This window comes from Streptomyces sp. NPDC090108 (assembly GCF_044747185.1).
Taxonomy (GTDB): Bacteria; Actinomycetota; Actinomycetes; order Streptomycetales; family Streptomycetaceae; genus Streptomyces.
Window position 1 is genome coordinate 85,942 of the sequence record NZ_JBIVDQ010000011.1, and the last position, 23,104, is coordinate 109,045.

Sequence of the window (23,104 nt, forward strand, 5' to 3'; positions counted from 1 at the left end):
TGATCCTGATCCTGGTGCTGGGACGGGCTCCACTCACGTCCGACCTCCTGAGGAACAGTCAACAGCGCCATTCTGGCAGCGACTTGATGTTGACGCCAGGGTGATATCGCGTTGCTGAAATTATCAAGGAGCCGGTTGCGGCACGAACGGGCTCGGGTGCACAGCCGATCTGTGAGGTCCCGTTCCGGACAGACCGTGCGCGCCCGCGGGTCGGTGGCGAGTGCGAGCGACCCCGGCGCACGACGGGGGAACGACCGCACGGGTGATCACTGGTCACGCCGCGCAGGGAGACGAACTGTCCGCCTGCGACGACCACGAGCTGTCCGCCCACGCGGACGGACCACTGTCCGTGGACATCACCGGGAACCGCCCCTGGAGCCGGTTCGGTACGACTGTCCTGCCGGCGCCATGACACATGTCATCTCCAGCTGGTGCCCCGAGGCACTGACGGCGCGGAACCCGGCGCTCGTAGGCTTCTGCCATGTTCAAATCCCGCAAAGCCGGACAAGAAGAGTCGTGGGAAGGCGTCGTCGTGGGCAAGTCCCGCGGCATGCTCGACGGCTCGAACCTCTATCACCACGTCGAAGTACGCCTCCCCGAAGGCGTCAGGAAACTCCGGATCAGCCGCGACCTCTGGAAGTCGGTCGCGGAAGGCGACCGGCTCGTCAAGCGCCCCGGAGCCGACCCGGTCAAGGAGTAGTCCCCGGCCGGGCCCAGGAGAGCTTCCGCCCTCGCGGCGCGCGGTGGCCGCGCAAGGGCGGGGGCGGTGAAGCAACCTACGCGCGCACCGATGCGCCGACACGGTCCCCCGCCCCGACACGGTCCCCCGCCCCGGCGCCGCTCTCCGCGCCGGTGTCCATCCTCGGGCCGACGCCCGCCTCCACGTCGGCCCGGCCCCTGCGATCAGCCGCCGCGGACTCCGCCCCGGCGGCTTCCGGCCTGTTGCCTGCCCCCGCGGCGCCCCCGGACTGCGCTCCCTCGTCCGCGCCGTGCGCACGGCCACGGCGTCCGGCGAGGCGGCAGCCCAGGCAGTCGGGGTGTCCCGCCCGGGCGCCGGTGTCCCTGGCCCTCCAGTCCCACTGCTGCTCCGGCCGGGGGCCGCTCGGCTTGCCCCAGCCCGCGAGATGCAGCGCCCAGGTGATCAGGAGAGCCAGGAGGAGCACGCCGGCGCCGGCGAGTGCGAGTGTCCCGGACGCGGTGATGATGCCCAGACCGCACAGGGCGGAGCCCAGTGTCCCCACGGCCATTCCGGTCCACCCGGCCACCGTGTGCCCCAGGTCGTACGCGTCGTCTCCGTGGATGAACATGATCGTGCTCCTTGCGAGCTGTGAGGATGGGGGAGGACATCGGTGGTGGCGTGCCACCGGAGCCCGGAGATCAATTATCTCGCGAGCTAAGTAACTTAGATGCTAAGGGGAATTTGTGGGGCACCGCAAGGTCCGCCCGGCCGCGACGAGCGACCAGGCGCTCTACGCCATGGACCGGATGATCGCCACGGCGCAGTTCGGGCAGCAGGACATCGCGCGCAGGCTCGGCCTCAACGTCACGGACCTCACCTGCCTGGGCTTCCTCATCGAGGCGTCCATGGCGGGTGAGTCCCTCGTCGCCGGGGACCTGGCGGAGCGGGCCAGACTGACGACGGGCGCGGTCACGGGCGTACTGAATCGCCTGGAGAAAGCCGGCTACATCCGCCGCGCCCCGGATCCCGGGGACCGCCGGCGGGTGGTCGTCGTGATGGAGGAGACCGCTCAGGAGCGCATCCTCGCGGTGTACGGCCCCGTGTACCAGCGCCTGGCCGCCCTCTTCGCCGACTACGGACCCGAGGAGATCGCCGTACTCACGGACTGGTTCACGCGGGCGCGCGGCCTGTTCGAGGAGGCGCTGCGGGAGATCCGCGAGGAGCCGCCCGCGGCCCCGTGAGCCGGTGACGGACGACCGTGAGCGCCGTGACCCCGCTCGCGGCTGCCCTCGCATGCGGGCGGCACGATTCTTCGGCCGTGGGTGCGCCCGGTCACCGCTGGACCTGGGTACGGCGCACTGCTGAGGGAGACCTGGCCGAGCGGCCGGGGTTCTTCACTTCACCCGGCCGGGGCGGCCTCTGCCGGTTCACCGCGGAAGCCTCTCCGCCCGTACGGGGCAGGGTTTCGGTGCTGGGCGGAGAGGGATCGCGTCGCGGGATCGGCGACCGCTCCGGAGGCGGTCGCGCGTGGGGTCGGCGTTACGCCGAGACGGGCTGCCGCGGGGAGCGGAGCACGAGCAGGGTGATCTCGCTGGGGGCGAAGACGCGGAACGGGGGACCCCAGAAGCCGGTGCCGCGGCTGGTGTAGAGGAGCGTGCGGGCGCCGTGCCGGCTGAGGCCGGCGAGTGCGGGCTGGTCGATGCCGACCAGGTGGTGGAAGGGCCAGATCTGGCCGCCGTGGGTGTGGCCGGAGAGCTGGAGGTCGATGCCCGCGGCCGCCGCCCGGTCGACGAACTTGGGCTGATGGGCCAGGAGCAGGACGGGCAGGTCGGGGTCGGCGCCCGCCAGAGCACCGGCGAGGTGGGCGCCGTGGCCGGCCAGGCCGGAGGATTCGGCGGTGACGTCGTCGACGCCGGCGACCACCAGGGTGTCGCCTCCGCGTTCGAGCAGCAGATGGCGGTTGCGCAGCGGCTCCCAGCCCAGTTCGTCCATCAGGTCGACCCAGCCCTGGGCCTCGCTGTAGTACTCGTGGTTGCCGGTGACGTAGACCCGGGCCCGGGTGGCCCGCACGGTGCCGAGCGGGGCGGCCTGGGCGCGGCGGCGTTCGGCCGTGCCGTCCGCGATGTCGCCGGTGTGGCAGACCAGGTCGGCGTCCAGAGTGTTCACCGTCTCGCAGACCCGCGCCGACCAGCGGGCGCGGTCGAGCGGGCCGTAGTGCGTGTCGGTGACGAGGACGACGCGCGTGCCGTCCAGCCCGGCTCCGAGCCGCGGGAGCGGTACGTCGAGGCGGCGCACACGCGGCACCCGGCGGGCCTCGGCGTACCCCCAGGCGAGCAGTACGGCGGCGACACCGAGGACGGCCCAGGTGACGATGCGGGCGCGGTCCTGACCCGCTCCGACGCCTGCCGCGAACAGGGCGAGCCGCAGCAGGACGCCGAGCAGCACGGACCAGGTGAACAGGACCCAGCTCACGCCCAGCAGGGTGTCACCGACGATCGCCGCCCCGTCCTGCTGGCGCCGGCCGTGCCCGCGCGCCATGGCGAGCGGCATCCCTATCAGGCCGAGGACGAACAGCGCGGTGCCGCCCAGCGTGACGGGGAGCGGCCAGTGCTGGCCCGAGTGCAACAGCACCCAGCAGGGCACCGCCCACAGCAGGACGGGGGCGATCAGCGGGATGTAGCGCATCAGGCGCTGCAGCCGGCTCTTCCGTGGCGCCTGCGCTTCACTGTCGGCGGGTCGGGTGTTACTGGTGTCGGTCACGCTTCCCCTTCTCAACCAGGCTGCCGTCGCGCGCACTGTATCCGGTCGTCCCCGGACCTTCCGGACGCACGTGACGTACATGAGGGCGGCCCCTTCCCGTGCGGCGCAGGGGCCTCCACAGGGTGGCAGGACTCTGTTACGGACACCTCCACCGGTACGAGACGTCCGAGGGCGGGTGAACTGCCGGGGCGCCGCCTGCGAGAGGCGCCGGAGGCGCCGCGGTCTCGGGAGGAGCGCCGCCCCTGGAAGCCCGTTCCGCCGGACAGCGACCGCAAGCCGCATCCGCCGAACAGCGACACCCGGAGCGATCGGCGGTGCGGGTGCCGCGCCCCGAAGATCGTTTGCGCGTACGCTCGTGCACATGGTCGACCATCGGATGATCGAGGCGAACGGGATCCGGTTGCACATCGCCGAGGAGGGCGAAGGCCCCCTGGTGATCCTCCTGCACGGCTTTCCCGAGTCGTGGCACTCCTGGCAGCACCAGTTCGGCCCGCTGGCCGAGGCGGGCTACCGGGTGGTCGCTCCGGACCAGCGCGGATACGGACGCAGCGACCACCCCGAAGCCGTCGACGCGTACAGCATCTTCCACCTGGTGGGCGACGTCGTCGGGCTGATCCGGGCACTGGGCGAGGAGAAGGCGTACGTCGTCGGGCACGACTGGGGCGCACCGGTCGCCTGGCACACCGCGCTGCTGCGGCCCGACATGGTCACCGCGGTCGCCGGCCTGAGTGTGCCGCCGCCCTTCCGCGGCCCGGAACCTCCGCTGGCCGCGATGGAGCGGAGATTCGGCGGCCGCTTCTACTGGAACTACTTCGACCGCCCCGGCGTGGCCGACGCCGAATTCGCGGAAGACACGCGCACCGCGTTGCGCAAATTCTTCTACATGGCGTCGGGGGACGCCCCCGGCACCGAGATCGAGCAGCCGCTGGTCGACCCCGAGCGGGGCTGGCTCGCGACGATGCCGGATCCCGAGGTGCTGCCGGAGTGGTTCACCGAGGACGATCTCGACGCACTGACCGAGAGCTTCTCCGGCGGATTCACCGGGGCGCTGAACTGGTACCGCAACCTCGACCGGAACTGGGAACTCACCGCGCCCTGGCAGGGTGCCGCCGTCACCCGTCCCGCCCTGTACATCTACGGTGACCGCGATCCCGTGCCCGCCTTCCCGGGCACGCCCGAACTCATCGCGCGCCTGCCCGAGCTGATGCCCGACCTGCGGCGCGAACCGATCGAGCTGGCGGGCTGCGGACACTGGACGCAGCAGGAGCGTCCGGCCGAGGTGAACGCGGCGCTCATCGACTTCTTCCGGTCCTGCCCCTGAGCCCGGCCGGGCTGTGCGCGCGGAGGTCAGGCCCGTGCGCGGGCGGGAACCTCGCGGGCGAGGGCGATCGCGACGGCGCCGAGAAGGCTCCCCGTGATCCAGCGCTGCCACTTGGCCCATGACGGGCGGCTCTTGAGGAGACCGGCGATCGATCCGGCCGCGAGCACCATCAGCGCGTTCACGGTGAGGCCCACCGTGATCTGCACGGCGCCGAGAGCGAACCCCTGGGCCGTGGTGCGGCCGCGCGCCGGATCGATGAACTGCGGGATGAGCGCGAGGTACAGGATGGCGACCTTCGGGTTGAGCAGGTTGGTGATCAGCCCCATCCGCAGCAGTTTCGCGTGCGAGTCCCGCTGGAGCGTCCGTGGCTCGAACAATCCGCGGCCCCCCTGCCTGAGCGCCTGCCAGGCGAGGAACGCCAGGTAGGCGGCGCCGACGGCCTTGAACCCGATGTACAGCCACGGGACGGCGACGAAGACGACCGCCAGCCCCACGTTGGCCAAGGTCATGTACACGAGAAAGCCCACCGCGGTCCCGACCAGCGAGACGAGTCCGGCCATGCGGCCCTGGCTGACGCTCCGTGACACCAGATACATCATGTTCGGGCCCGGCGTGAGCGCCAGCCCCAGTTCGACCAAGGCCATTCCGCCGGCTGCTCCCGATGAGATCATCACAGCCGCCACCATGCCAGACGCGGCCCGACCCCTGTCGCCCGGCACCCGCGTGAACGGTGCTTCAGGAACTACCGGATCGGACTACCGGTTTCCGGAGCCGCGGGCCGCGGACACGATGAGATCGGTGACCGCCTGGGGATGGGAGACGAGCGAGACGTGCGAGGAGTTGATCTCCACCGTCCTGCGCGCGTGGGCGCGCTGCGCCTCGTAACGCTCCAGGCTCGGATCGATACCCCGGTCCTGCTTGCCGACGAGGACGTAGACGGGCTTGTCGTGCCATGCCGCCTGGGTGAGTTTGTCGGTGAACGCCGACTGCGCGATGGGGCGTTGCGTCGCGGCCATGACCGACGCCTGCTGCCGGGAGAGGTCCTGCGCGAAGGTGGCGTGGAGCTTGCCGGGCTGGATGTAGACGTCCGTGCCGGTGGTGCCGTCCCCGTTACGGAACGGCACGGTCAGGAAGGCCTTGGCGAGCGGGGCCGGCGGGAACCTGCCCGACAGACTGGCGAAGGATTCACCCTTGTCCGGCATGATCGCGTCGATGTAGACGAGGGACTTGACGTTGTCGAGGCCGGCCGCCGCCTGGGAGATTACTTCGCCGCCGTAGGAGTGCCCGACGAGGACGATCGGTCCTTTGACCGACTTGAGGAAGCTGTTCAGGTAGGTCGAGTCCTGGGGGATTCCGCGCAGCGTGTTGGGCGGGGCGTAGACCTTGTAGCCGTCCTGCTGCAGGCGTTGGACGACCCCGTTCCAGCTCGAAGCATCGGCGAACGCCCCGTGTACGAGCACGATGCTCGGTCTCTGGTCCTGCTGGGCTCTTCCGACGCCGTCCGCGGCGTGGGCCGGGATCATCCCCGCGGCGGAGAGCACCGCCGCCCCGATGATCATCGTGCCCTTGCCCGACTTCAGGATTCCGCGAGCGATCATGTGCTCCACCTTCTCGGCGTGCAGGTGAACCCGGCCTTCCTACCTTCCGGCGACGGAGAACGATCACGGTCGAACGCGTGGGGAAGGGCCGGTGAGCGCCGGCGCGATCGCCGTATCGGCCGGGCGGGCGAATCAAGACCCGCGTCCGCCGCACGGCCGGCGTGCGGCGACGTGCGGCGCGCTAGATCAGCGTAGCCCCGTCCGGGTGAGGGGCAAACGGATCACGCGGTGGGCACCGGGACACGCCGCAGGCACCGGGTCACCCGGTTCCGGAGGACTGGAAGACCCCCGCTCGGCGGGGCGAACCGGCCCGGCTACGGGGAACGATCAGGCTCCACTGCTCGTCGGGTGAGGCCGACGGCAGTCACTCACGGGAACGCCCGCCCGGTCCAGCCCCTGCCGGCCTGCTCCGGGTGAGCGGTGCTGACGGTGGTCGTACGCCGGTGGGCCCGTCCGGCGCCGAAGTCCGGCCATGTGGCCGTGCTGCCCTCAGCGGCCGAACTTCTCGATGGCGGCCGGCGTGACCGGAGTGAAGAAGTTGACGAGGTTGCCGTCGGGGTCGCGGAAGAGGAGTGCGCGGTTCCCCCAGGGCATCGTGGTGGGCTCGTTGACGAAGTCCTCGACGAAGCCGCTCAGGTTCTTGTACACGCTGTCCACGTCGTCGACGAGGAACTCCAGGATGACGCTGCGATTGTCGGCCGGACGGGCGGAGCCCGGCGCGAACAGCGGGACCGTGCGTGTGCTGCCGATCGCGAGGGTGGCCGAGTCGGTCCTGAGCTCGGCGAAGTCCTCGTTGGCCCAGGTGGCGGTCACCTGCGTGGCGCGCTCGTAGAAGTCGACGAGGCGGGCGACATCCTCGGTGATGACGCGGATGGAAACGAAGTTCATGGGGTTCTCCTCTGGTCGTGCGGAGCTGATGAGCGCACGCTACGACCAATACCGGGCGGAACCCGCCCGGTATGTGCGGGAGACTTCAGAACATGCCCCGTCCTCTCGCGCGCGTCCTGACCCTGCTGGAACTTCTGCAGTCGGGTGGCCTGCGGACCGTGTCCGAACTGGCCGACCGCCTGAACGTCGACGAACGCACCGTGCGCCGCTACGCACAGCAGCTCGTCGACCTCGACGTGCCCGTCGAGTCGGTGCGCGGCAGACACGGCGGCTACCGGCTCGCCCCCGGCTACCGCATGCCCCCGCTCATGCTGAGCGACGACGAAGCGCTCGCCGTGCTTCTCGGCCTGGTGGCCGCGCGCCGATCGGGCCTGACGGCGACCACGGTCACGGCGAGCGAGACGGCGACGGCCAAGATCCGGCGCGTGCTGCCCGAGCGGCTGCGCCGCAGGCTCGACGCCGTGATCGGTTCACTCGCCTTCACGGACCCGCCGGGGAACACGGGGGCCGCCCCGGACCCCGCGGTCCTCCTCCCGGTGGCGGACGCGGTGCACCACCACCGGCCGATCTCGATCCGGTACACCGCCGGCGACGGCCGGAGCAGCGAGCGGACCCTGCACCCGTACGGTCTCGTCGCCCACTCGGGGAAGTGGTACGTGACGGCCGCTGATCTCCCGGCAGGCGACGACCGGACGTTCAGACTGGATCGCATCACCGGGGTGAGGACCCTGCCCGGATCGTTCCGGCCGCCCGCCGGAATCGACCCGGCGGAGCGTGTCCTGACCAAACTCGCCACCGTCCCGTACCGGCACGAGGTGATCCTGCGGGTCCAGGGGACGGCCGAGCAGATCCGTGCCGGGCTGCCCGCCGGCGTCGCGGTCGTGACGGATCTGCCTGCGGCGGCTGCCACGGACGGCGAGCCTTTGGGCGGTGAGACCTTGAAGGGTGAGGCTCCGGGCGGCGAAGCCTCGGCCCGCGAAGCTCCGGCGGGCGAAGGTCCAGGGGACGAAGGTCCAGGGGGTGACGCCTCGGCGGCGGAGCGCTGGTGCCGGGTCGACATGCGTGTGGAGCGCCTCGCATGGCTGCCTGCCGTACTCGCCTCGCTGGACCGGCCCTTCGTGATCGAACAGCCGGACGAACTCCGCGATCTGGTCACGGCCTTCGCCGAACGGCTCGCGAACTCCGCGCGATCGAGACCGGGTTCATGAGGGGTCGGCCGGTCCGATCCGAGAACCGCCCCTCGATCCGGCGTTCCCTACGGGCGGCGGAGCGTAGTGGGACGGGCTCCGGAACCTGATCCGACACGGACCTCGATCCCGGCGGCGTACCGGAACACCTGTAGGAGCACGGGGGAGTTCCGCCGCGTACCGCCCGATCCGCGGCGCGCCGGGCGCGGACTGCGCTCGATGCCGCTAGGAGCCCTGCGTGAACTCGGAAGCGTGGTCGGTGGCCCACTGGTGAAACGTTCGCGGCGCCGTTCCGAGGACGTCGGCCACCGTGGTGGAGATGTACGCGGGCTGTCCGACCGCCGCGCTCCAGGCGGCGAGCAGCATGTCGATGACGGGTCCGGGCGCCGTGCCCTCCGACAGGCTCCGGAACTCGTCCGGCGTCATCTCCTCGAACGCGATCCGGCGCCCCAGAGCGTCACCGATGACGTCCACCTGCGCGGCGTGCGTCAGGGATTCGGGGCCGGTGAGGACGTAGTCGCCGCCGACGTGCTCGTCACGGTGGAGCGCCAGCGCGGCTACGGCTGCGACGTCGCGGTCGTCGACGGGTGCCGTCTCGGCCGCGCCGTACGGCCACCGGACGGTCTCGCCCGCCCGGATCGTGGGCGCCCACCAGGGCGACGAGTTCGACGCGAGCATCCCCGGGCGGATGATCGTCGACTCGAGCCCGGCGGCAGCTATGAGGCGCTCGATGCCGGCGTGCAGCGTCGCCATGGGGTTGGGCTGCTGGAAGAAGGGGTGCGGTGTCCGGTGCGGGGAGGAGAGGAAGACGACCCGCCGCACGTGAGCCGCCAGGCGCTCGACGACCGAGGCGGCCGTCTGCGGCGGGGCGGTCCAGACGAGGAAGGCCGCGCCGGCGTCCTTCAGCGCCGGGTCGAGCGACTCGGGCACGGTGAGGTCGCCGGTGAAGACCTCGACCTGCGGCGGCAGCGCCGATGCCGCCTCCGGGCGATGGACGAGTGCGCGGACCGGCACGCCCGCGTCGAGAAGCCGGTCGATGACGAGGCGGCCGATCCGGCCCGTCGCCCCGGTGACGAGTACAGGAGGAATGTTCAGCTGATTCATGCCGACCATAAAAACGTTACTCGGTTAAAAAAGCAACCGAGTAACAAATGTTACAGTGGTCAGGTGAGCGAGCAGACGGGACTGCGGGCCCGCAAGAGGGAGCGGACGCGGGACGCCATCGGTGATGCGGCCGTCTCGCTGTTCCTGGAGCGTGGCTTCGACAACGTCTCGGTCAACGAGATCGCCGCGGCGGCCGAGATCTCCAAGCCGACCCTCTTCCGCTACTTCCCCACCAAGGAAGACCTGGTGCTGCACCGGTTCGCGGACCATCAGGGCGAGGCGGCACGCGTCGTGAGGGACCGCGGGTCCGACGTCGGGCCGGTGACGGCGCTGCACCGGCACTTCCGGGCCGGCCTCGACCGGTACGACCCGGTCACCGGCCTCAACGATCACCCCGCGGTGGTGGCGTTCCACCGGATGGTGTTCTCCACACCGAGCCTGGCGGGACGGCTCACGCAGTACCAGCTCGAGGACGAGGCGGCGCTGGCGGACGCCCTCGGCGAAGGTGTCCAGGCGCGCCTGCGCGCCGCCCAGGTGCTCGCGATCCAGCGGGTTCTGGCCCGCACCAACCGGCAGAGGATCGCCGACGGCCGTACCGCTCTCGATGTCCACCCCGAGGCTGTGGCCGATGCCGAGGAGGCGTTCGGCCGGCTGCGGTGAGGGGGCACGGGGGTCGCCGGCGGTACAGCCGCTGCTCGGAAGCCCGAGTGCGCCCACCGGCGGGTGAAATGGGGGCTGCGGGGTGACGGTGACCATAGGGGGTGGGTCACGTCCTATCGCGGGTCGTAGTACGGGTCACGCCCCGAACAGTGCCTTAAGACCCAAAGCTGCGCATATCGGACATTTCTACGTGTTTGGGTAGTAGGTCACATGCTTGCGTGGGGGTTTGTCGGCCGTTAATCATGTTTGTCGTCGCCGGGTGCGGCGGGCCGGTCCGGGTGTTGATCACCTGGTGTGCCGGTTGTTTTCTGCCCCCGGTGTCGCGGGGCCTCGCCCCGACGCCTAACGGGCCGCGACCGATTCCGGCCGGTGCCTCAACGACGTCCTTTGGAGAGACCTCTTGTTCGCGTTTTCTGCTTCTCGCCGTGCTGTCCGTCTGCGTAATGTCGCCCTGACCGGTCTGACGGTCGTGGGTGCGGGTGTGGGTGCTGTGACGATGATGCCGTCGTCGGCGTTCGCCGCCGAGGCGCCTCAGTCCGCTCATTCCGTGCAGGCTGTCTCGCATGGTGTTCATTCCGCTTCCGCGGGTTCTGCGGGTGCTTCGGGGAACCTGGACGGCTGGATCCGTCAGTCGCTGGCCATCATGAAGGCCAAGGGCATCCCGGGCAGCTACGAGGGTCTGCACCGCAACATCATGCGTGAGTCCAGTGGTAACCCCAATGCCGAGAACAACTGGGACGTGAACGCGCAGAAGGGCATTCCCTCGAAGGGTCTGCTGCAGGTGATCGACCCGACGTTCAACGCCTACCACGTCGCCGGGACCTCGCACAGCGTGACCGACCCGGTCGCGAACATCACCGCGGCCGCCAACTACGCCGCCCACCGCTACGGCTCCATCGACAACGTCAACTCCGCGTACTGACGCGACGGAACCGCTGCATAGGTTCCGCAGCCCCCGCGAGCTGTGGTGAACCGCGCCTGATCCCGGGCGACTTCGCAGACCTCCTGCCCGCAGCATGCAGGCCTCCACCGTAGTCACCGCTTGATCAGGCGGCGCCTGTACCGATCCGACAAGTCCGTCCCGCCGTCCACCCGCCGGCCGCGAATAGCGGCAATTGACGCGGGGGGGGGCCATGGGACCAGGCGGTCGATGTCACCGTGCGTCCGCTAGAGGATCCCGCCACCAGCAGCCGCCCAACCGAACACCCTGGTATGCGGCGCCTGCCTGCCTGCCCGAGCGGGAGGTGCTCGCCCGCGCTACCAGCGAGTACGGTGTGCCCAGTCTCCAGTGATCATCGCTGGATACAGGCACAGGAGGACGACATGCACGGGCGCGCGCTCACGAACACCGCGGCAGGACTCGCCGCGGCGGCCCTGCTCCTGGGTGCCGTCGCGTGTGCCGGCGGCAGCGGGGGCCAGGAGGACAATGGCCGCAATGCGGCCGCCTGCGCCAAGGGGACGTACGCCTGGTCCGGCGTCGTGCGGGAGCAGAGGCTGACCGGACTCGCCGACCCCATCACGCTCAAGAAGGGGACGGACTCCGTCTCGGGTCTGATCCGGCCGCTGAAGGGTGTCGCCTACAAGCCCCACGTGACGTCCACCGGCCCCGAAGTGCGCGCGGCGGACGCCATCAAGGCGCTCGGCAGGCATCTCGGGACGGAGGAACCGCTCGGCGCCCCCTCCGAGTCGGCCGAGCCGGAGAAGACTCCCACGCACTTCGACTACGACATCGGGGACCTCGCGGGGTCGTACTACGCGTGGAACTCCGTCGGTCTCGTCCAGGCCGACTTCACGTACACCTGCCCGGGCGGAGCCGACAAGCCGGCCGGCGGACACGTGGTGTCGTGGGAGACGGTCGGCGGCGGCTTCCAGTCCTGCGCTGACGACGTGCCGACCGACCCCTCGGGAAAGACGGACGCTGCCGCGCGCGCCGCCGCCCGCAAGCTGTGCCCGGCCGGTTCGCGGGCGGCTCGGAGCGTCTGAACACCGGAAGAGAAGAGAGCCGTACCGCAGGTTCTCCCGCACGCATCCGGGAACCGTGACGCTGCTGCACCGGTGTCGTCGAGTACCGTTCTGGCTCCTCGATCCGATGCACACCGAAAGGCCGCCGCCATGCCCACCGCCAGGTTCTTCTTCGACGCAAGATCAGGCGTGGTTCTCTGGGCTGCCACGCCCGAGGACAGGAAGGTGTGGGGGTACCCGATCGAGCTCGACCGCCTGCCGATCAGCCGTGACCTCCGCGACTGCCTGCACCGGCTGATGGAGCGCTACGACACGTCGTTGAACTGGAATTATCCCCCAGACCCGGGACCGTGGCGCGAAGCGGAGTGCCGCGACTTCAACGAGGCGGTGCACCGAGCGCTCGACACCTTGCGCACCGAACTCGGTCCGGCCTGGCACATCCACGACGAGTTCCACGCACTCCACGAAGACCCGGACCTCGACCGCTACCTGGCCGACCCGGCCGGATTCGTTCGCTCCTGACGTCCTCCCACGCGCTGCGTCCTGCCTGGCGTATGCCGCCCGGCGGACCCGGCTGCGACGGCCGTCGGCAGTGGACCGCAGGACCGGCGGCCGAGAAGAGCCGAGAAGAGTCGCGCGCCCGGGGCGATGGCGACCAGGACATGCAACCTCCACCAGGCTCATGATCGTCCCCCACTCTGAGCGCACAGCGAGCCAGGGGGACGTGCGATGGCGGGTGGGGCGGACGGTACGGCTGACACGGAGGCCGTTCGGCGGCGGGTGCGGCGGCAGATGAGGTCCTACGCGATCGCCGCCGTGGTCACCGGACTGCCCCCGGCGCTGGAGGTCTACGAAGACACCTCGGAGGTGCTCGGCGTCGCGTGGGCGCTGGGAGCGCTCACGGTCTTCGCTGCCATGTTCAGCGTCACGCACGGGCGGAAGGGTGCCGAGACGGGCCGGGTGGCCGCCCTCCGCGACGAAGGACTTGCCGCCGGCGAATACACCCTCACCGACTACAAGGTGTTCCTTCCCGAGGACCGCCCCAAGAGCTCCCCGGAGCGCGAGGAGTCGCCCCTCCTGCTCCGGACGACCAACCTCGGCCTCCAACACTGGCATGAGGACACCCTGCGCTGGAGCCACTCCTGGGCCACCGTGCACCTCACCGTCGAGGACGAACTGCTGCTCATACACCAAGAAGGGCAGCTCATCGGCCGGTTCTGGGTGTTCGTTCCGTTCAGCACCACCGATGAGATCCTCCTCGCCGCCGACAGGCTGAAGCGGCACCGCCCCCGCCGCTGAACCCCGCCGCCGTCTTGACTGCGGAGCGATGAGCTTGCCTGCTCCGCTACGAAGGCGAGCCGCGAAGGCCGTTGCGGGCGGACGCCTGCGACGCGATCTACCTCGGCTCGTTCTCCAAGACCCTGGCTCCTGGACTGCGCGTGGGCTGGGCTCTCGCCCCAACCGCCGTACGCGAGAAGCTCGTTCTCGACGCGGAGAGCGCCATGCTCTCCCGGGGCGGCCGTGAGCCGGACCTCTACGACGTGGGCCGCCGTTCCCTGCCGTACAGCATGCTGTGACACGCGGAGCCGACGGACTCCGGCCGTACCCGCGCTCCTGCCGGTGGCGCTAATTTCGTTGAGCTCGCACCCTGCCGTCGTGTTGGCTACCGGCACCGAACCGCCGGTACCGCAGGCGTCCGCCATGCCGTAGCAGGGAGTTGAACGTGCAGGACATTGTCGTCGATCCGGTCGCTCACAATCGGGCGGCCTGGGACAAGTACGTCCAAGAGGGCAACGAGTGGTCGAGACCGGTGAGTTCCGAGGATGTCGAGCGCGCCCGCGGGGGCGACTGGTCGATCGTTCTCATCGGGTACGAGCCGGTCGACCGCTCCTGGCTGCCGAACGACCTGACCGGCAAGGACGTGTTGTGCCTGGGCTCCGGTGGCGGCCAGCAGGGTCCGGTCCTCGCCGCCGCCGGTGCACGCGTCACCGTGTTCGACAACTCACCCCGCCAACTCGGCCAGGACCGGATGGTGGCGGCGCGCGACGGACTCGAACTGCGCACCGTCCTGGGCGACATGCGCGACCTCGGTGCCTTCGACGACGCCACGTTCGATGTCGTGTTCCATCCGGTCTCCAACCTGTTCGTACCGGACCTGGCGGCGGTGTGGCGGGAGTGCTTCCGTGTCCTGCGGCCGGGCGGAACTCTGCTCGCGGGCTTCCTCAACCCCGATGTGTACTTGTTCGACCACGAGGCGCTCGACGAGCGCGGCGAACTGATCGTCGTGCACAGACTGCCCTACAGCGATGTCACGCAGTACTCCGCCGAGGAACGCGCCACGAAGTTCGGCGCGGACGCCCCTCTCGAATACAGCCACACCCTCACCGACCAGATCGGCGGGCAACTCGCCGCGGGGTTCGTCCTCACCGCCTTCACGGAGGCGCCGCACCAGTCCAACGCATCCGCTCCGTACTTGTCGCACTACTTCGCGACGCTGGCGGTCAAGCCGGGCTGACCCGGCCTGGGGGGCCGGCCGAGACATCCCTCCTCGGCGCTAGCCACCGCCGCGGCCCGGCGCCGACCGTGCTGTGGGTGCCCGGCTGCGCCGACCCGCCACACCGCTACCGGATGCCCATGGTGTCCGCCTCGGGGATCCGGCCGTTCACCGGCCGGTCGGGCTCGGGCCGGTCGACGAGTCCGGAGAGGAGCCCGGTGAGGACCGGCAGCGCCTGCACGGCGTCCGGCGCGTGGGCGGCGGGCAGGTGAGCGACGTCCGCGGGCAGGGTCATGCGGCGGCGGGGGACGGCCAGCACGGGCATACCGGCTGTTGCCGCGGAGCGGATGCCGGTCGGCGAGTCCTCGACGGCCAGACAGCGGGCCGGTGCAAGGCCGATCGAGGCCGCCGCGCGTAGGTAGGGGTCGGGAGCGGGCTTGGCCCGGGTGACGTCCTCACCGCACACCACCGCGGCCATCAGCCCGTCGAGACCGAGGTGCTGGAGCACGGTGTGGACGAAGCGGCGGGGGCTGGCCGTGGCCACGGCGACGGGCCCGTGACGGCGCGCCGCGCGGACCAGTGCGACGGCTCCGGGCAGGGCCCGGACCTGTCCGGCCGCGCAGGCGACGATCATCGCGTCGGTGCACGCCTCGACGACGTCGGTCGTGTCCACCCGGCCGTCGCACAGTCCCGCGACGTAGGACGCCCATTGGCCGTTGCCGTGCAGTGCGCGCCCGTCCTGCGGCCGCCAGCGATGGCCGTGGGCGGCGGTGAAGTCGGCACACACCCGCCCCCACGCGTCCGCGGTGTCGATCAGGGTGTCGTCGAGGTCGAACACCGTCGCCCGGAGCACCGCGCTCACACCGCCGCCGCGGCCGCGTCCCGCAGACTCTCGGAGAGCCGTTCGATCGAGATGAGCGCCAGGCCGTGCTCGTCGGCGAACGCGCGCAGCCTCTCGAAACGGGCGAGGGAGCCGTCGTCCTCGCAGATCTCACTGATCACGCCGACAGGTGCGAGCCCGGCCAGCCGCAGCAGGTCGACGGTGGCTTCGGTGTGACCGCGCCGCTCGGCGACCCCGCCGGGACGGGCCCGTAGGGGGAACAGGTGGCCGGGGCGGACGAGCTGCTCCGGCAGCGTCGAGACGTCGGCCAGGGCCCGCGCGGTCGCCGCCCGGTCCGCGGCCGAGATCCCCGAACCGGTGCCCACGACGTCCACGGAGACGGTGTATGCCGTCATGGCGGCGGGGTCCGTGCCCTCGGCGGGCTCCACCATGAGCGGCAACCGCAGCCGGTCGGCGATCTCCCCGCTCAGCGGGGCGCAGATCAGACCGCTGGTGTGCCGGACGAAGAAGCCCATCGCCTCGGCGGTCGCGAACTGGGCGGCCATCACCAGATCACCCTCGTTCTCCCGGTCCTCGTCGTCGACCACGACGACCGGCCGCCCGGCCCGCAGCTCGTCGACCGCGTGATCGACCGTGTCCGTCTTCCGCCCCGCCGTATCAGATGCCACCCTGCTCTGCCTTCCTCGTACGTGTCTCTCCGGCGCGTATATCGGCCGTCGGACCGGTCGGCCTGAGGAGCGGCACACCAACAGCCGAATCGCCCGATGAAACGGCAACTTCGGCAACTTCGGCAGCGGCGGGCGGCATGAGGACGCCGGCTGGGCCGCACGCACCGGCGCCTGAGCGCCCGCCCACCACGCGCTGCTTCCGCCGAGATACCGCGTGGCGGGCAGCCCGTGTGCAATGCGGCCGGTTCAGCAGCTGTCTAGGAGGCCCTGGGGCGTGGCATGCCGTGATCGATGCGCCTGCCGCACAAGTGGTCGACGTTCGCGGCGACCCGCGTGAGAACATCCCTCCATGAGCAGTGACCCGGAAGTGAGCGCTCTGGCGATCAATGTCACGATCCCGCAGGCCCTGCGCTGGACGGACACGCGGCGCGGAGAGGCGTTCGAGCTGACCACGCTCAACATCCGCCTGCTCCCGGACGGTCACCTGGCAGTGAAGGCCTACGGCCGACCGGTCGCGGGGGGCCGGGGCGCCTACGTTTCCTTCCCGGTCCCCGACCGACCCGAACTGGCCACCCTGATCGCGGAAGCGGGCGGCCGTGCCGGGGAGTTGTGGGCCGGGCATCGCGGCCTCGGCTGAGCCGGCCCGACTCGCTGGGGGAGTGGAGTGCTGCTGCCGCAGTGTCAGTGCTGCCTGCTGATCTCCTTGTAGCGTCGTTCGACGTCCGCCATGAAGCACACTCGCCTGACAGAAGGCAGCCCGGCCCGTGCTGCCGGCGCAGCCGGCCCCGAACCCGAGGGGGACCGGCCCTGCGGCGACGGCCGCTGAGGAGTTTCCGTCGGCACCACTTCACCCGCTCAGAAGCCGCTGGTGAGGCTGCAGACACGTGAGGAGACCCCATGCCCGCGGCAAGCGCCCGTGCGCCCCACCATGCCCTCTCTACGGAACCGCCCTGGTCGGCGCACGGTCGAACGTATGGAGGACACGAGGGAAGCGTGTGCGGGACGCGGCGACGGTACGGACTGCCCGAACGGAGAACTCCTCACCGACGCCGACGAACCCCGTTGCGAGGAGTGCCGGCATTACTGGGAACTGGATGAGACCGAGCGCGGCCGACGGGCACACCTGGACGAGGGGCTGACCCGGCCGACGGGGGACCCATGGGAGATCGGGCCCGGTACGGCGGCGTGAACCTTACAGCGTGAACCCGCCACGACCACGGGCTCAGTGCCCTGGAACGCGTGCGTGGACAGCCCCGGCGACCGCAGCGCCGACATCCGGCAGGGAAAACGTCAATGGGGCCGGGTAAGACCACATCGCGAAGCTCAGTAAAAGTTAGCTTGCTAGACATAGCGCTCTGCTGGAACTCTTCGCCCCTTGATGCCCCCTGGTGAGGGGCGTCGGCCGGCTCGCTGCCGTGCGGGCGGGAGTCTGGGCATGCCAGGCCAAGGCGCTCCCGGCTCCCCTCGGGGGGCGTCACGAGCCCGCTGGACGGCTCCAGTGCCTCGCCGGTGCCATCGGGGGCGCCACTCTTCCGTCCACCCAGGAGGAGGCCGGGCGGCGCCGACCTAGGGCCGCTTCCGGACGCCGTACGGCTCGAAGGGGCCCATTCGGGCCCGTCCCGGGTGACGGTGGCCATAGGGGGTGGGTCACGTCCTATCGCGGATCGTAGGTGAGCCACGCCCCGAACAGCGTCATAAGTGTCGATTAACGACATTTTGGACATTTCTACGTGTTCGGGTAGTAGGTCACATGCTTGCGTGGGGGTTTGTCGGCCGTTAATCATGTTTGTCGTCGCCGGGTGCGGCGGGCCGGTCCGGGTGTTGATCACCTGGTGTGCCGGTTGTTTTCTGCCCCCGGTGTCGCGGGGCCTCGCCCCGACGCCTAACGGGCCGCGACCGATTCCGGCCGGTGCCTCAACGACGTCCTTTGGAGAGACCTCTTGTTCGCGTTTTCTGCTTCTCGCCGTGCTGTCCGTCTGCGTAATGTCGCCCTGACCGGTCTGACGGTCGTGGGTGCGGGTGTGGGTGCTGTGACGATGATGCCGTCGTCGGCGTTCGCCGCCGAGGCGCCTCAGTCCGCTCATTCCGTGCAGGCTGTCTCGCATGGTGTTCATTCCGCTTCCGCGGGTTCCACGGGTGCTTCGGGGAACCTGGACGGCTGGATCCGTCAGTCGCTGGCCATCATGAAGGCCAAGGGCATCCCGGGCAGCTACGAGGGTCTGCACCGCAACATCATGCGTGAGTCCAGCGGCAACCCCAACGCCGAGAACAACTGGGACGTGAACGCGCAGAAGGGCATTCCCTCGAAGGGTCTGCTGCAGGTGATCGACCCGACGTTCAACGCCTACCACGTCGCCGGGACCTCGCACAGCGTGACCGACCCGGTCGCGAACATCACCGCGGCCGCCAACTACGCCGCCCACCGCTACGGCTCCATCGACAACGTCAACTCCGCGTACTGATCCAGCCGTACACACGCGCAGCCGCAGTGACCCCCCGACCGCTTCAGGTCGGGGGGCCGCTGCTGTTCGGCACGGTGCCGTTGCGCAGTCGTCACTGACGAGGTCGTACTGCGCGAGCTCCTCGCGCCATCCTGAAGTGGACGCGTCAGGAGGAGAGAATGACTCCATGGCGAAGTGCAAGAAGTGTGGTCACCAGAAGTCTCCTTGGCCTCGATCCTGTTCTCGGTGCGGTCCCGTGCCGAGCAAGGAGGACAGGGCGGACACGGTCGTGGACGCGGCCGAGTTGGCCGTGGAGACAGGCGCGCTCGGGTGGATCGGACGATCCGCGGTGAGACTGGTGCGGGTGGCGCTGCGCCTGCTCGACTGACCGCCCGTACACCTGCCCGGCCGCGGCAACGGCTCGCGAGGTCTACCCGATCACACCGCGGAGCGACAGGGCGGGGGAGCCCGTCTCCGCCGTCCGTGTCTGCCGCAGGAGGGACACCCGGCGGCCGGAGCGTGTTCCGGCCGCCGGACGTGCCCGTCGCGCCGCCCGTCGCTTCACGCGGTGCGCTTCTCCTGGGCGAAGTGGTTCACCAGGTCTTCGAGGGATACGGGTTCCTCGGCCTGCTCGCTGCGCGGGAACATGGCCTGCTCGTAGACCGAGAGCGCGGTTTCGACGTCGTCGGGGTGAGCGGCGAGGGCCTGGGCGAGCTCGGCGCCGTCCAGCATCGCCAGGTTGGCGCCCTCGCCGTTGGGAGGGGAGAGGTGGGCCGCGTCGCCGACCAGCGTCACGCCGGGCACCCGGTCCCAGCGGAGCCCGGTCGGAAGCGCGTAGTGGGGGCGTACGAGCAGGTCGGTGTCGCTGTCCGCGATCAGTGCCGTGAACTCCGGTGCCCAGCCGTCGAACTCCCGGGCTATCCGTGCCGTGGATCCGGCGCGGTCGGTGAAGTCGATCCCGTCGAACCACTCCAGCGGCTTGGACAACGTCGCGTAGGTGTGCAGTGTCCCGGCGACCTCCCGGTGCGCCCCGATCCACTGCGCCGTTCCGGCAGGGCCGAGCGCGCCGAACATGCCGGCGCCCACCGCCTTCGCTGCGGCCGGGTGGCGGTTGTCCGCGTCGTACAGGTACGCCTCCACGAACGACTGGCCCACGTATGCCGGGGCGGCGTCGCAGAGCAGCGGGCGTACGCGTGACCAGGCGCCGTCCGCGCCGATCAGCAGGTCCGTGGCCACGATGGTGCCGTCGGTGAAGGACACCTCGTGACGGCCCCCGCCGAGGGCCCGCACCCGCTCGGCCTTCCGGCCCCACTGGACGGTCCCTTCAGGCAGCGATTCGAGCAGGATCCGGCGCAGCTCGCCGCGCGGCACCTCGGGCCGGCCGCCGGTGCCGTCGTCGGCGTGGTCGATCAGGATGTTCCCTTCCCGGTCGAGGATCCGCAGTGCCTGGTGGCCCTCCAGCACGATGCCGCGGAACGCGTCCATCAAGTCTGCTGCGCGGAGTGCCAGTTGGCCGTTGTAGTCGTGGATGTCGAGCAAGCCGCCCTGCGCACGCGCCGTCGGCGAGGCCTCGGCCTCGTGGACCGTCGCCCCGATGCCGTGGACGTGGAGGACGCGGGCCAGTGTCAGGCCGCCGAGACCGGCGCCGATGATCGTGACATGCGTGGTCATGGTGTGGTTCCCCTGCGCGTCGGAGGACCCGCCGGGCGGTCGGCCGGCGGGGGTGACCCTCGGAACGCTTCCAGGGGACGCCGACACCCGGCCGACACCGACCCGACCCTTCCGACACCCGCCCGACATCTGCCTGCCACTGCCGACACCCGGCCGACAGCCTGCGCGCAGGCCGAGGCGTGGTCCGGGACGGGCCCGGGCCCGGGCCCGGGCATCACGCGGATCCACCTCACCGACCACCTCACCGACCACCCCGTCGGCCGGTACGGACCAGCTGGCCGAGGCGACCGTCTCAGCGGCAGTGCGACTGGCCGCCTCGACGGCCGACAAGGGCAATTCCCACCCGCTGATCGCCCCGGTCGCCGCAGCAGCCATGCATAGCGTGCTGGTCGGTCGGTGATCCGTGCCGGGTGGCGGGAGGTCAGCCACCGGCCTCCCGTGCCACACGTTCCAGTCGGCTCCGGTGGCCTTCCCACCACGCCTGATCCCCCGGCGGCAGGTTCTCCTTGCCTTGCAGGTATCCGACTGATCCGTCGCTGAGTTCTCGCAGGATGTCGGCGTGGCCGGCATGCCGCTGGGTGTCGGATATGACGCGCACCAGGATGTGGTGCAGCGTCACCTCTCGGCGCTCCGCAGGCCACCACGGAACGTGACCGATAGCGTCGAGCGGCAGCGCCGCGATCGTGCTGTCGGAGTGCTCCCATGCCTGGCGGTACAGCGCGACGATCTGTTCACGCGATTCGTCGGCCCTGGCCCACATGTCGGAGTTGGGCTCCGATTCCTCTGCAGACCACCAGGACGGCGCCTCCGCCTCGGACAACGGCCGTCCGAACGTGTCGCCGAAGTACGCCAGCTCCACGCCGGCGACATGCTTGACCAGCCCCAGCAGGTTCGTGCCCGTGGGAGTCAGCGGGCGGCGGATTTCGTACTCCGAGAGTCCGTCGAGCTTCCACACCAGGGCATCCCGCCCGTCCTGCAGATATCGAAGAAGGTCCGCTTTCGGGTTCGGTGCGATCATGCCGAGCAGTGTTCCACCCGGCACTGACAACCAGAGGGTTGGGACAAAGACCCCTTCCAGCAGTGACGTTGGTGAGCGGTCGCGGAGTGCCCCAGTCAACAGCATGCGCGGGGCCTGGCCTCGGGTCGGTCTGCCGGGACAGCCCAAACCGCCACGCACCCTCGCGAGCCGTGCTGGTCCTCATCAAGTCCCAGCAGCACCAGGTCCCAGCAGCGGCTCAAGGCCGTCTGAGCCGGATCGGTAGACGTCAACCGTTCGGCGCCGATCCGAACCGTCGAAGCCACCGGTTGTCGACGGCGCAGCGGCGGATCACGTTCGGGCAGGACTCGGTAGGTTGCCTGCATGTCCTCTGTACTTGTGGTCGGTTACGACCCGCACGCGATACCCGGCGTAGATGGAGAGGCTCTTCGTGTCTCGCTGGAAGCCGAGTTGGACCGGTTCGGTGAGCACGGCATCGACGCGGCCATGACGCTGATCCTGTTCGGCGAATCAGCCGAGCCCACGTTGGTGTCGTCGTTGAGCAGTCAGCCTTGGGATGTCGTGGTGGTCGGTGGCGGGATCCGCAAAGCCGAGCAGCTGCTTCCACTCTTCGAGCAGATCGTCAACCTGATCCGGCGCCACGCGCCCCAGGCCGCGATCGCGTTCAACACCAACGGCGGGGACAGCGTCGAGGCGGCGCGGCGCTGGCTCTGAAGCCCATCTGCTCGCGCACATCCTGTAGCGCGTTCGGATCCCACTGATACGGCAAGGCGTCCTTGCCAGGCTCTCGTTGCCTGAGACCTGGAAGCAATCGTCGCCTCACCGATCACGACGGTCGTCGCCGAACCGTCATCGATCAACCAGGTCATCGGGCCCGACCACGTGGAAGCGTTGCGCAACGACAAGTGTGCTGGCATCCACGATCGGGGTGTGTCCCAGGAACTCGCTCACGCCATCGCTCCGGAAGAACTCCTCATGGGCTGCCCGCCACACGGACACATCGGAGTATCCGCGCCCCTCGGCCCGCGCGAAGTCGTCGTCGATCTCTTTCATGGGAATGACACGCACGGCGACGAGTTCGATCGTCACGGCCGGCCGACCTTCGGAATCGAGCACCGAGAACCGCTGACCGGCCGCAGGTACTTCTTCTCCGGCGTGTTCGTAGATCTCCAGGAGACCGGTGAGCGCGGTTTTCCGGCCGGCAAGGATCGCCGCTACGCCGCGGTCACGTTCCGGTCCCGGAAAGGCGAGTTCGAGGGTCGGAAGGTCCTCATGTCCCATCGAGCGAGCGTATGGAGCATGCTCGCGTCGATCAAGTGTCGGCGCTCAACGCACAGCGGACCAGGCGCTGTTCGGCGCAGGGCTTGCAGCTGAAGCCGTCCTCGCCGGGCTGGCGGGCGCGCCGGGAGGCGCGCTCCGCCGACATCGCCGTGACTCCCAAGGGTGTCAGTGGCCCGGGCCGCCGTCGCCGTAATGTCCGCTGATCTGGTCGCGGTAGGCGGGGTCGCCGAGGTGCTTGTCGCGGTCGAACTCGGGCGCGTCCTTGATCTGTTCCTTGGTGCGGGCGACAGTGACGGTCCGTGTCCCGTGGTCGATGCCCGTGAGGGTGCCCGCGGGCAGCAGGACCTCCTTACCGAAGATCCACACCCCCGTGTCGACCACGAGGTACTGCGAGCCGACGTCGTTGGAGTGCTTGTCCACCTTGCCGATGTGGCCGTCGCTCGCCTCGACGCGGTAGCCGGTCAGGTCGGCGTCGGGGGTGTGCCCAGCGGTGGGGGCGTAGCTCCAGAGGTTCTCGTGGGTCATGCCGGTCCTCCCGGTGTGGCCCGGCGG

At 70.1% G+C, this 23,104-nt stretch carries 27 protein-coding genes and 1 pseudogene; 16 read left to right on the forward strand and 12 right to left on the reverse strand.

Annotated elements, in window-relative coordinates; genetic code table 11:
• Positions 1–262: 262 nt before the first annotated feature.
• Both ACIPRD_RS31385 and ACIPRD_RS31390 read left to right on the forward strand, forming a co-directional pair.
• The gene (locus tag ACIPRD_RS31385; RefSeq protein ID WP_401567981.1) at positions 263–412 is read left to right on the forward strand and encodes a hypothetical protein; all 150 of its coding nucleotides are present in this window, start codon (positions 263–265) and stop codon (positions 410–412) included.
• Positions 413–481: 69 nt separating this feature from the next.
• On the forward strand, positions 482–700 hold the full coding sequence (locus ACIPRD_RS31390; protein WP_356410835.1) for a hypothetical protein: 219 nt from the start codon (positions 482–484) through the stop codon (positions 698–700).
• 292 nt (positions 701–992) lie between these two features.
• Here the strand turns inward: ACIPRD_RS31390 and ACIPRD_RS31395 are convergent.
• Positions 993–1,307, reverse strand: a pseudogene (locus tag ACIPRD_RS31395) (HGxxPAAW family protein); the annotation flags it as partial.
• Between the two features lie 169 nt (positions 1,308–1,476).
• On the opposite strand from ACIPRD_RS31395, the gene ACIPRD_RS31400 reads away from it, so the two are divergent.
• Complete coding sequence (locus tag ACIPRD_RS31400; protein ID WP_356410874.1) at positions 1,477–1,920, forward strand: MarR family transcriptional regulator; 444 nt, start codon at positions 1,477–1,479, stop codon at positions 1,918–1,920.
• 298 nt (positions 1,921–2,218) lie between these two features.
• Here the strand turns inward: ACIPRD_RS31400 and ACIPRD_RS31405 are convergent, their stop codons facing one another.
• On the reverse strand, positions 2,219–3,439 hold the full coding sequence (locus ACIPRD_RS31405; RefSeq protein ID WP_356410838.1) for a metallophosphoesterase: 1,221 nt from the start codon (positions 3,437–3,439) through the stop codon (positions 2,219–2,221).
• 361 nt (positions 3,440–3,800) lie between these two features.
• On the opposite strand from ACIPRD_RS31405, the gene ACIPRD_RS31410 reads away from it, so the two are divergent.
• Positions 3,801–4,760, forward strand: a complete 960-nt coding sequence (locus ACIPRD_RS31410) for an alpha/beta fold hydrolase (protein WP_401567985.1) — start codon at positions 3,801–3,803, stop codon at positions 4,758–4,760.
• A gap of 26 nt (positions 4,761–4,786) precedes the next feature.
• Here ACIPRD_RS31410 and ACIPRD_RS31415 read toward each other — a convergent pair whose 3' ends face one another.
• The 3 genes from ACIPRD_RS31415 to ACIPRD_RS31425 form a co-directional block, all read right to left on the reverse strand.
• A complete protein-coding gene (locus ACIPRD_RS31415; RefSeq protein ID WP_401567987.1) occupies positions 4,787–5,431 on the reverse strand; it encodes a LysE family translocator in 645 nt (214 codons plus the stop codon).
• Positions 5,432–5,515: 84 nt separating this feature from the next.
• The gene (locus tag ACIPRD_RS31420; protein ID WP_401567988.1) at positions 5,516–6,358 is read right to left on the reverse strand and encodes an alpha/beta fold hydrolase; all 843 of its coding nucleotides are present in this window, start codon (positions 6,356–6,358) and stop codon (positions 5,516–5,518) included.
• Positions 6,359–6,847: 489 nt separating this feature from the next.
• On the reverse strand, positions 6,848–7,246 hold the full coding sequence (locus tag ACIPRD_RS31425) for a VOC family protein (protein ID WP_356410850.1): 399 nt from the start codon (positions 7,244–7,246) through the stop codon (positions 6,848–6,850).
• Between the two features lie 92 nt (positions 7,247–7,338).
• On the opposite strand from ACIPRD_RS31425, the gene ACIPRD_RS31430 reads away from it, so the two are divergent.
• Positions 7,339–8,454, forward strand: coding sequence for a helix-turn-helix transcriptional regulator (locus ACIPRD_RS31430; RefSeq protein ID WP_401567991.1), 1,116 nt, complete (start codon positions 7,339–7,341; stop codon positions 8,452–8,454).
• A gap of 204 nt (positions 8,455–8,658) precedes the next feature.
• On the opposite strand, the gene ACIPRD_RS31435 is transcribed toward ACIPRD_RS31430, so the two are convergent.
• The gene (locus ACIPRD_RS31435; RefSeq protein ID WP_401567994.1) at positions 8,659–9,537 is read right to left on the reverse strand and encodes an NAD(P)H-binding protein; all 879 of its coding nucleotides are present in this window, start codon (positions 9,535–9,537) and stop codon (positions 8,659–8,661) included.
• A 63-nt stretch (positions 9,538–9,600) separates the two neighbouring features.
• Here ACIPRD_RS31435 and ACIPRD_RS31440 point away from each other — a divergent pair, with 63 nt between their 5' ends.
• The 7 genes from ACIPRD_RS31440 to ACIPRD_RS31470 all read left to right on the forward strand — a co-directional run bounded on the left by ACIPRD_RS31440 (position 9,601) and on the right by ACIPRD_RS31470 (position 14,674).
• Positions 9,601–10,197: a TetR/AcrR family transcriptional regulator gene (locus ACIPRD_RS31440; protein WP_401567995.1), complete on the forward strand. Its 597-nt coding sequence runs from the start codon at positions 9,601–9,603 to the stop codon at positions 10,195–10,197.
• A gap of 400 nt (positions 10,198–10,597) precedes the next feature.
• The gene (locus ACIPRD_RS31445; RefSeq protein WP_401567998.1) at positions 10,598–11,119 is read left to right on the forward strand and encodes a transglycosylase SLT domain-containing protein; all 522 of its coding nucleotides are present in this window, start codon (positions 10,598–10,600) and stop codon (positions 11,117–11,119) included.
• Between the two features lie 401 nt (positions 11,120–11,520).
• A complete protein-coding gene (locus tag ACIPRD_RS31450; protein WP_401568000.1) occupies positions 11,521–12,180 on the forward strand; it encodes a hypothetical protein in 660 nt (219 codons plus the stop codon).
• A gap of 129 nt (positions 12,181–12,309) precedes the next feature.
• On the forward strand, positions 12,310–12,681 hold the full coding sequence (locus ACIPRD_RS31455) for a hypothetical protein (protein WP_401568001.1): 372 nt from the start codon (positions 12,310–12,312) through the stop codon (positions 12,679–12,681).
• A gap of 270 nt (positions 12,682–12,951) precedes the next feature.
• A complete protein-coding gene (locus tag ACIPRD_RS31460) occupies positions 12,952–13,458 on the forward strand; it encodes a hypothetical protein (protein ID WP_401568003.1) in 507 nt (168 codons plus the stop codon).
• Positions 13,459–13,529: 71 nt separating this feature from the next.
• Positions 13,530–13,736: a hypothetical protein gene (locus ACIPRD_RS31465; protein ID WP_401568006.1), complete on the forward strand. Its 207-nt coding sequence runs from the start codon at positions 13,530–13,532 to the stop codon at positions 13,734–13,736.
• Between the two features lie 146 nt (positions 13,737–13,882).
• On the forward strand, positions 13,883–14,674 hold the full coding sequence (locus tag ACIPRD_RS31470; protein WP_401568008.1) for a class I SAM-dependent methyltransferase: 792 nt from the start codon (positions 13,883–13,885) through the stop codon (positions 14,672–14,674).
• Positions 14,675–14,780: 106 nt separating this feature from the next.
• Here the strand turns inward: ACIPRD_RS31470 and ACIPRD_RS31475 are convergent, their stop codons facing one another.
• The gene (locus tag ACIPRD_RS31475; protein WP_401568010.1) at positions 14,781–15,515 is read right to left on the reverse strand and encodes an HAD family hydrolase; all 735 of its coding nucleotides are present in this window, start codon (positions 15,513–15,515) and stop codon (positions 14,781–14,783) included.
• Positions 15,512–16,162: a 3,4-dihydroxy-2-butanone-4-phosphate synthase gene (ribB, locus tag ACIPRD_RS31480; RefSeq protein WP_401568012.1), complete on the reverse strand. Its 651-nt coding sequence runs from the start codon at positions 16,160–16,162 to the stop codon at positions 15,512–15,514. Before ribB ends, ACIPRD_RS31475 begins: the two co-directional genes overlap by 4 nt.
• 349 nt (positions 16,163–16,511) lie before the next feature.
• On the opposite strand from ribB, the gene ACIPRD_RS31485 reads away from it, so the two are divergent.
• The 3 genes from ACIPRD_RS31485 to ACIPRD_RS31495 all read left to right on the forward strand — a co-directional run bounded on the left by ACIPRD_RS31485 (position 16,512) and on the right by ACIPRD_RS31495 (position 18,991).
• On the forward strand, positions 16,512–16,799 hold the full coding sequence (locus ACIPRD_RS31485; RefSeq protein ID WP_401568013.1) for a hypothetical protein: 288 nt from the start codon (positions 16,512–16,514) through the stop codon (positions 16,797–16,799).
• Between the two features lie 1,303 nt (positions 16,800–18,102).
• Complete coding sequence (locus tag ACIPRD_RS31490) at positions 18,103–18,624, forward strand: transglycosylase SLT domain-containing protein (RefSeq protein WP_401568015.1); 522 nt, start codon at positions 18,103–18,105, stop codon at positions 18,622–18,624.
• Positions 18,625–18,859: 235 nt separating this feature from the next.
• The gene (locus tag ACIPRD_RS31495) at positions 18,860–18,991 is read left to right on the forward strand and encodes a hypothetical protein (RefSeq protein WP_401568017.1); all 132 of its coding nucleotides are present in this window, start codon (positions 18,860–18,862) and stop codon (positions 18,989–18,991) included.
• 173 nt (positions 18,992–19,164) lie between these two features.
• Here ACIPRD_RS31495 and ACIPRD_RS31500 read toward each other — a convergent pair whose 3' ends face one another.
• Together ACIPRD_RS31500 and ACIPRD_RS31505 are read right to left on the reverse strand one after the other, a co-directional pair.
• A complete protein-coding gene (locus tag ACIPRD_RS31500) occupies positions 19,165–20,274 on the reverse strand; it encodes an FAD-dependent oxidoreductase (RefSeq protein WP_401568018.1) in 1,110 nt (369 codons plus the stop codon).
• A gap of 421 nt (positions 20,275–20,695) precedes the next feature.
• Positions 20,696–21,292: a DinB family protein gene (locus ACIPRD_RS31505; RefSeq protein ID WP_401568020.1), complete on the reverse strand. Its 597-nt coding sequence runs from the start codon at positions 21,290–21,292 to the stop codon at positions 20,696–20,698.
• 342 nt (positions 21,293–21,634) lie between these two features.
• Here ACIPRD_RS31505 and ACIPRD_RS31510 point away from each other — a divergent pair, with 342 nt between their 5' ends.
• On the forward strand, positions 21,635–21,985 hold the full coding sequence (locus ACIPRD_RS31510) for a hypothetical protein (protein WP_401568021.1): 351 nt from the start codon (positions 21,635–21,637) through the stop codon (positions 21,983–21,985).
• A 135-nt stretch (positions 21,986–22,120) separates the two neighbouring features.
• Here ACIPRD_RS31510 and ACIPRD_RS31515 read toward each other — a convergent pair whose 3' ends face one another.
• Positions 22,121–22,552 (reverse strand): ASCH domain-containing protein, encoded by a 432-nt coding sequence (locus tag ACIPRD_RS31515; protein WP_401568023.1) that lies wholly within the window; start codon positions 22,550–22,552, stop codon positions 22,121–22,123.
• Between the two features lie 165 nt (positions 22,553–22,717).
• A complete protein-coding gene (locus tag ACIPRD_RS31520) occupies positions 22,718–23,077 on the reverse strand; it encodes a PRC-barrel domain-containing protein (RefSeq protein ID WP_401568026.1) in 360 nt (119 codons plus the stop codon).
• Positions 23,078–23,104: the final 27 nt, after the last annotated feature.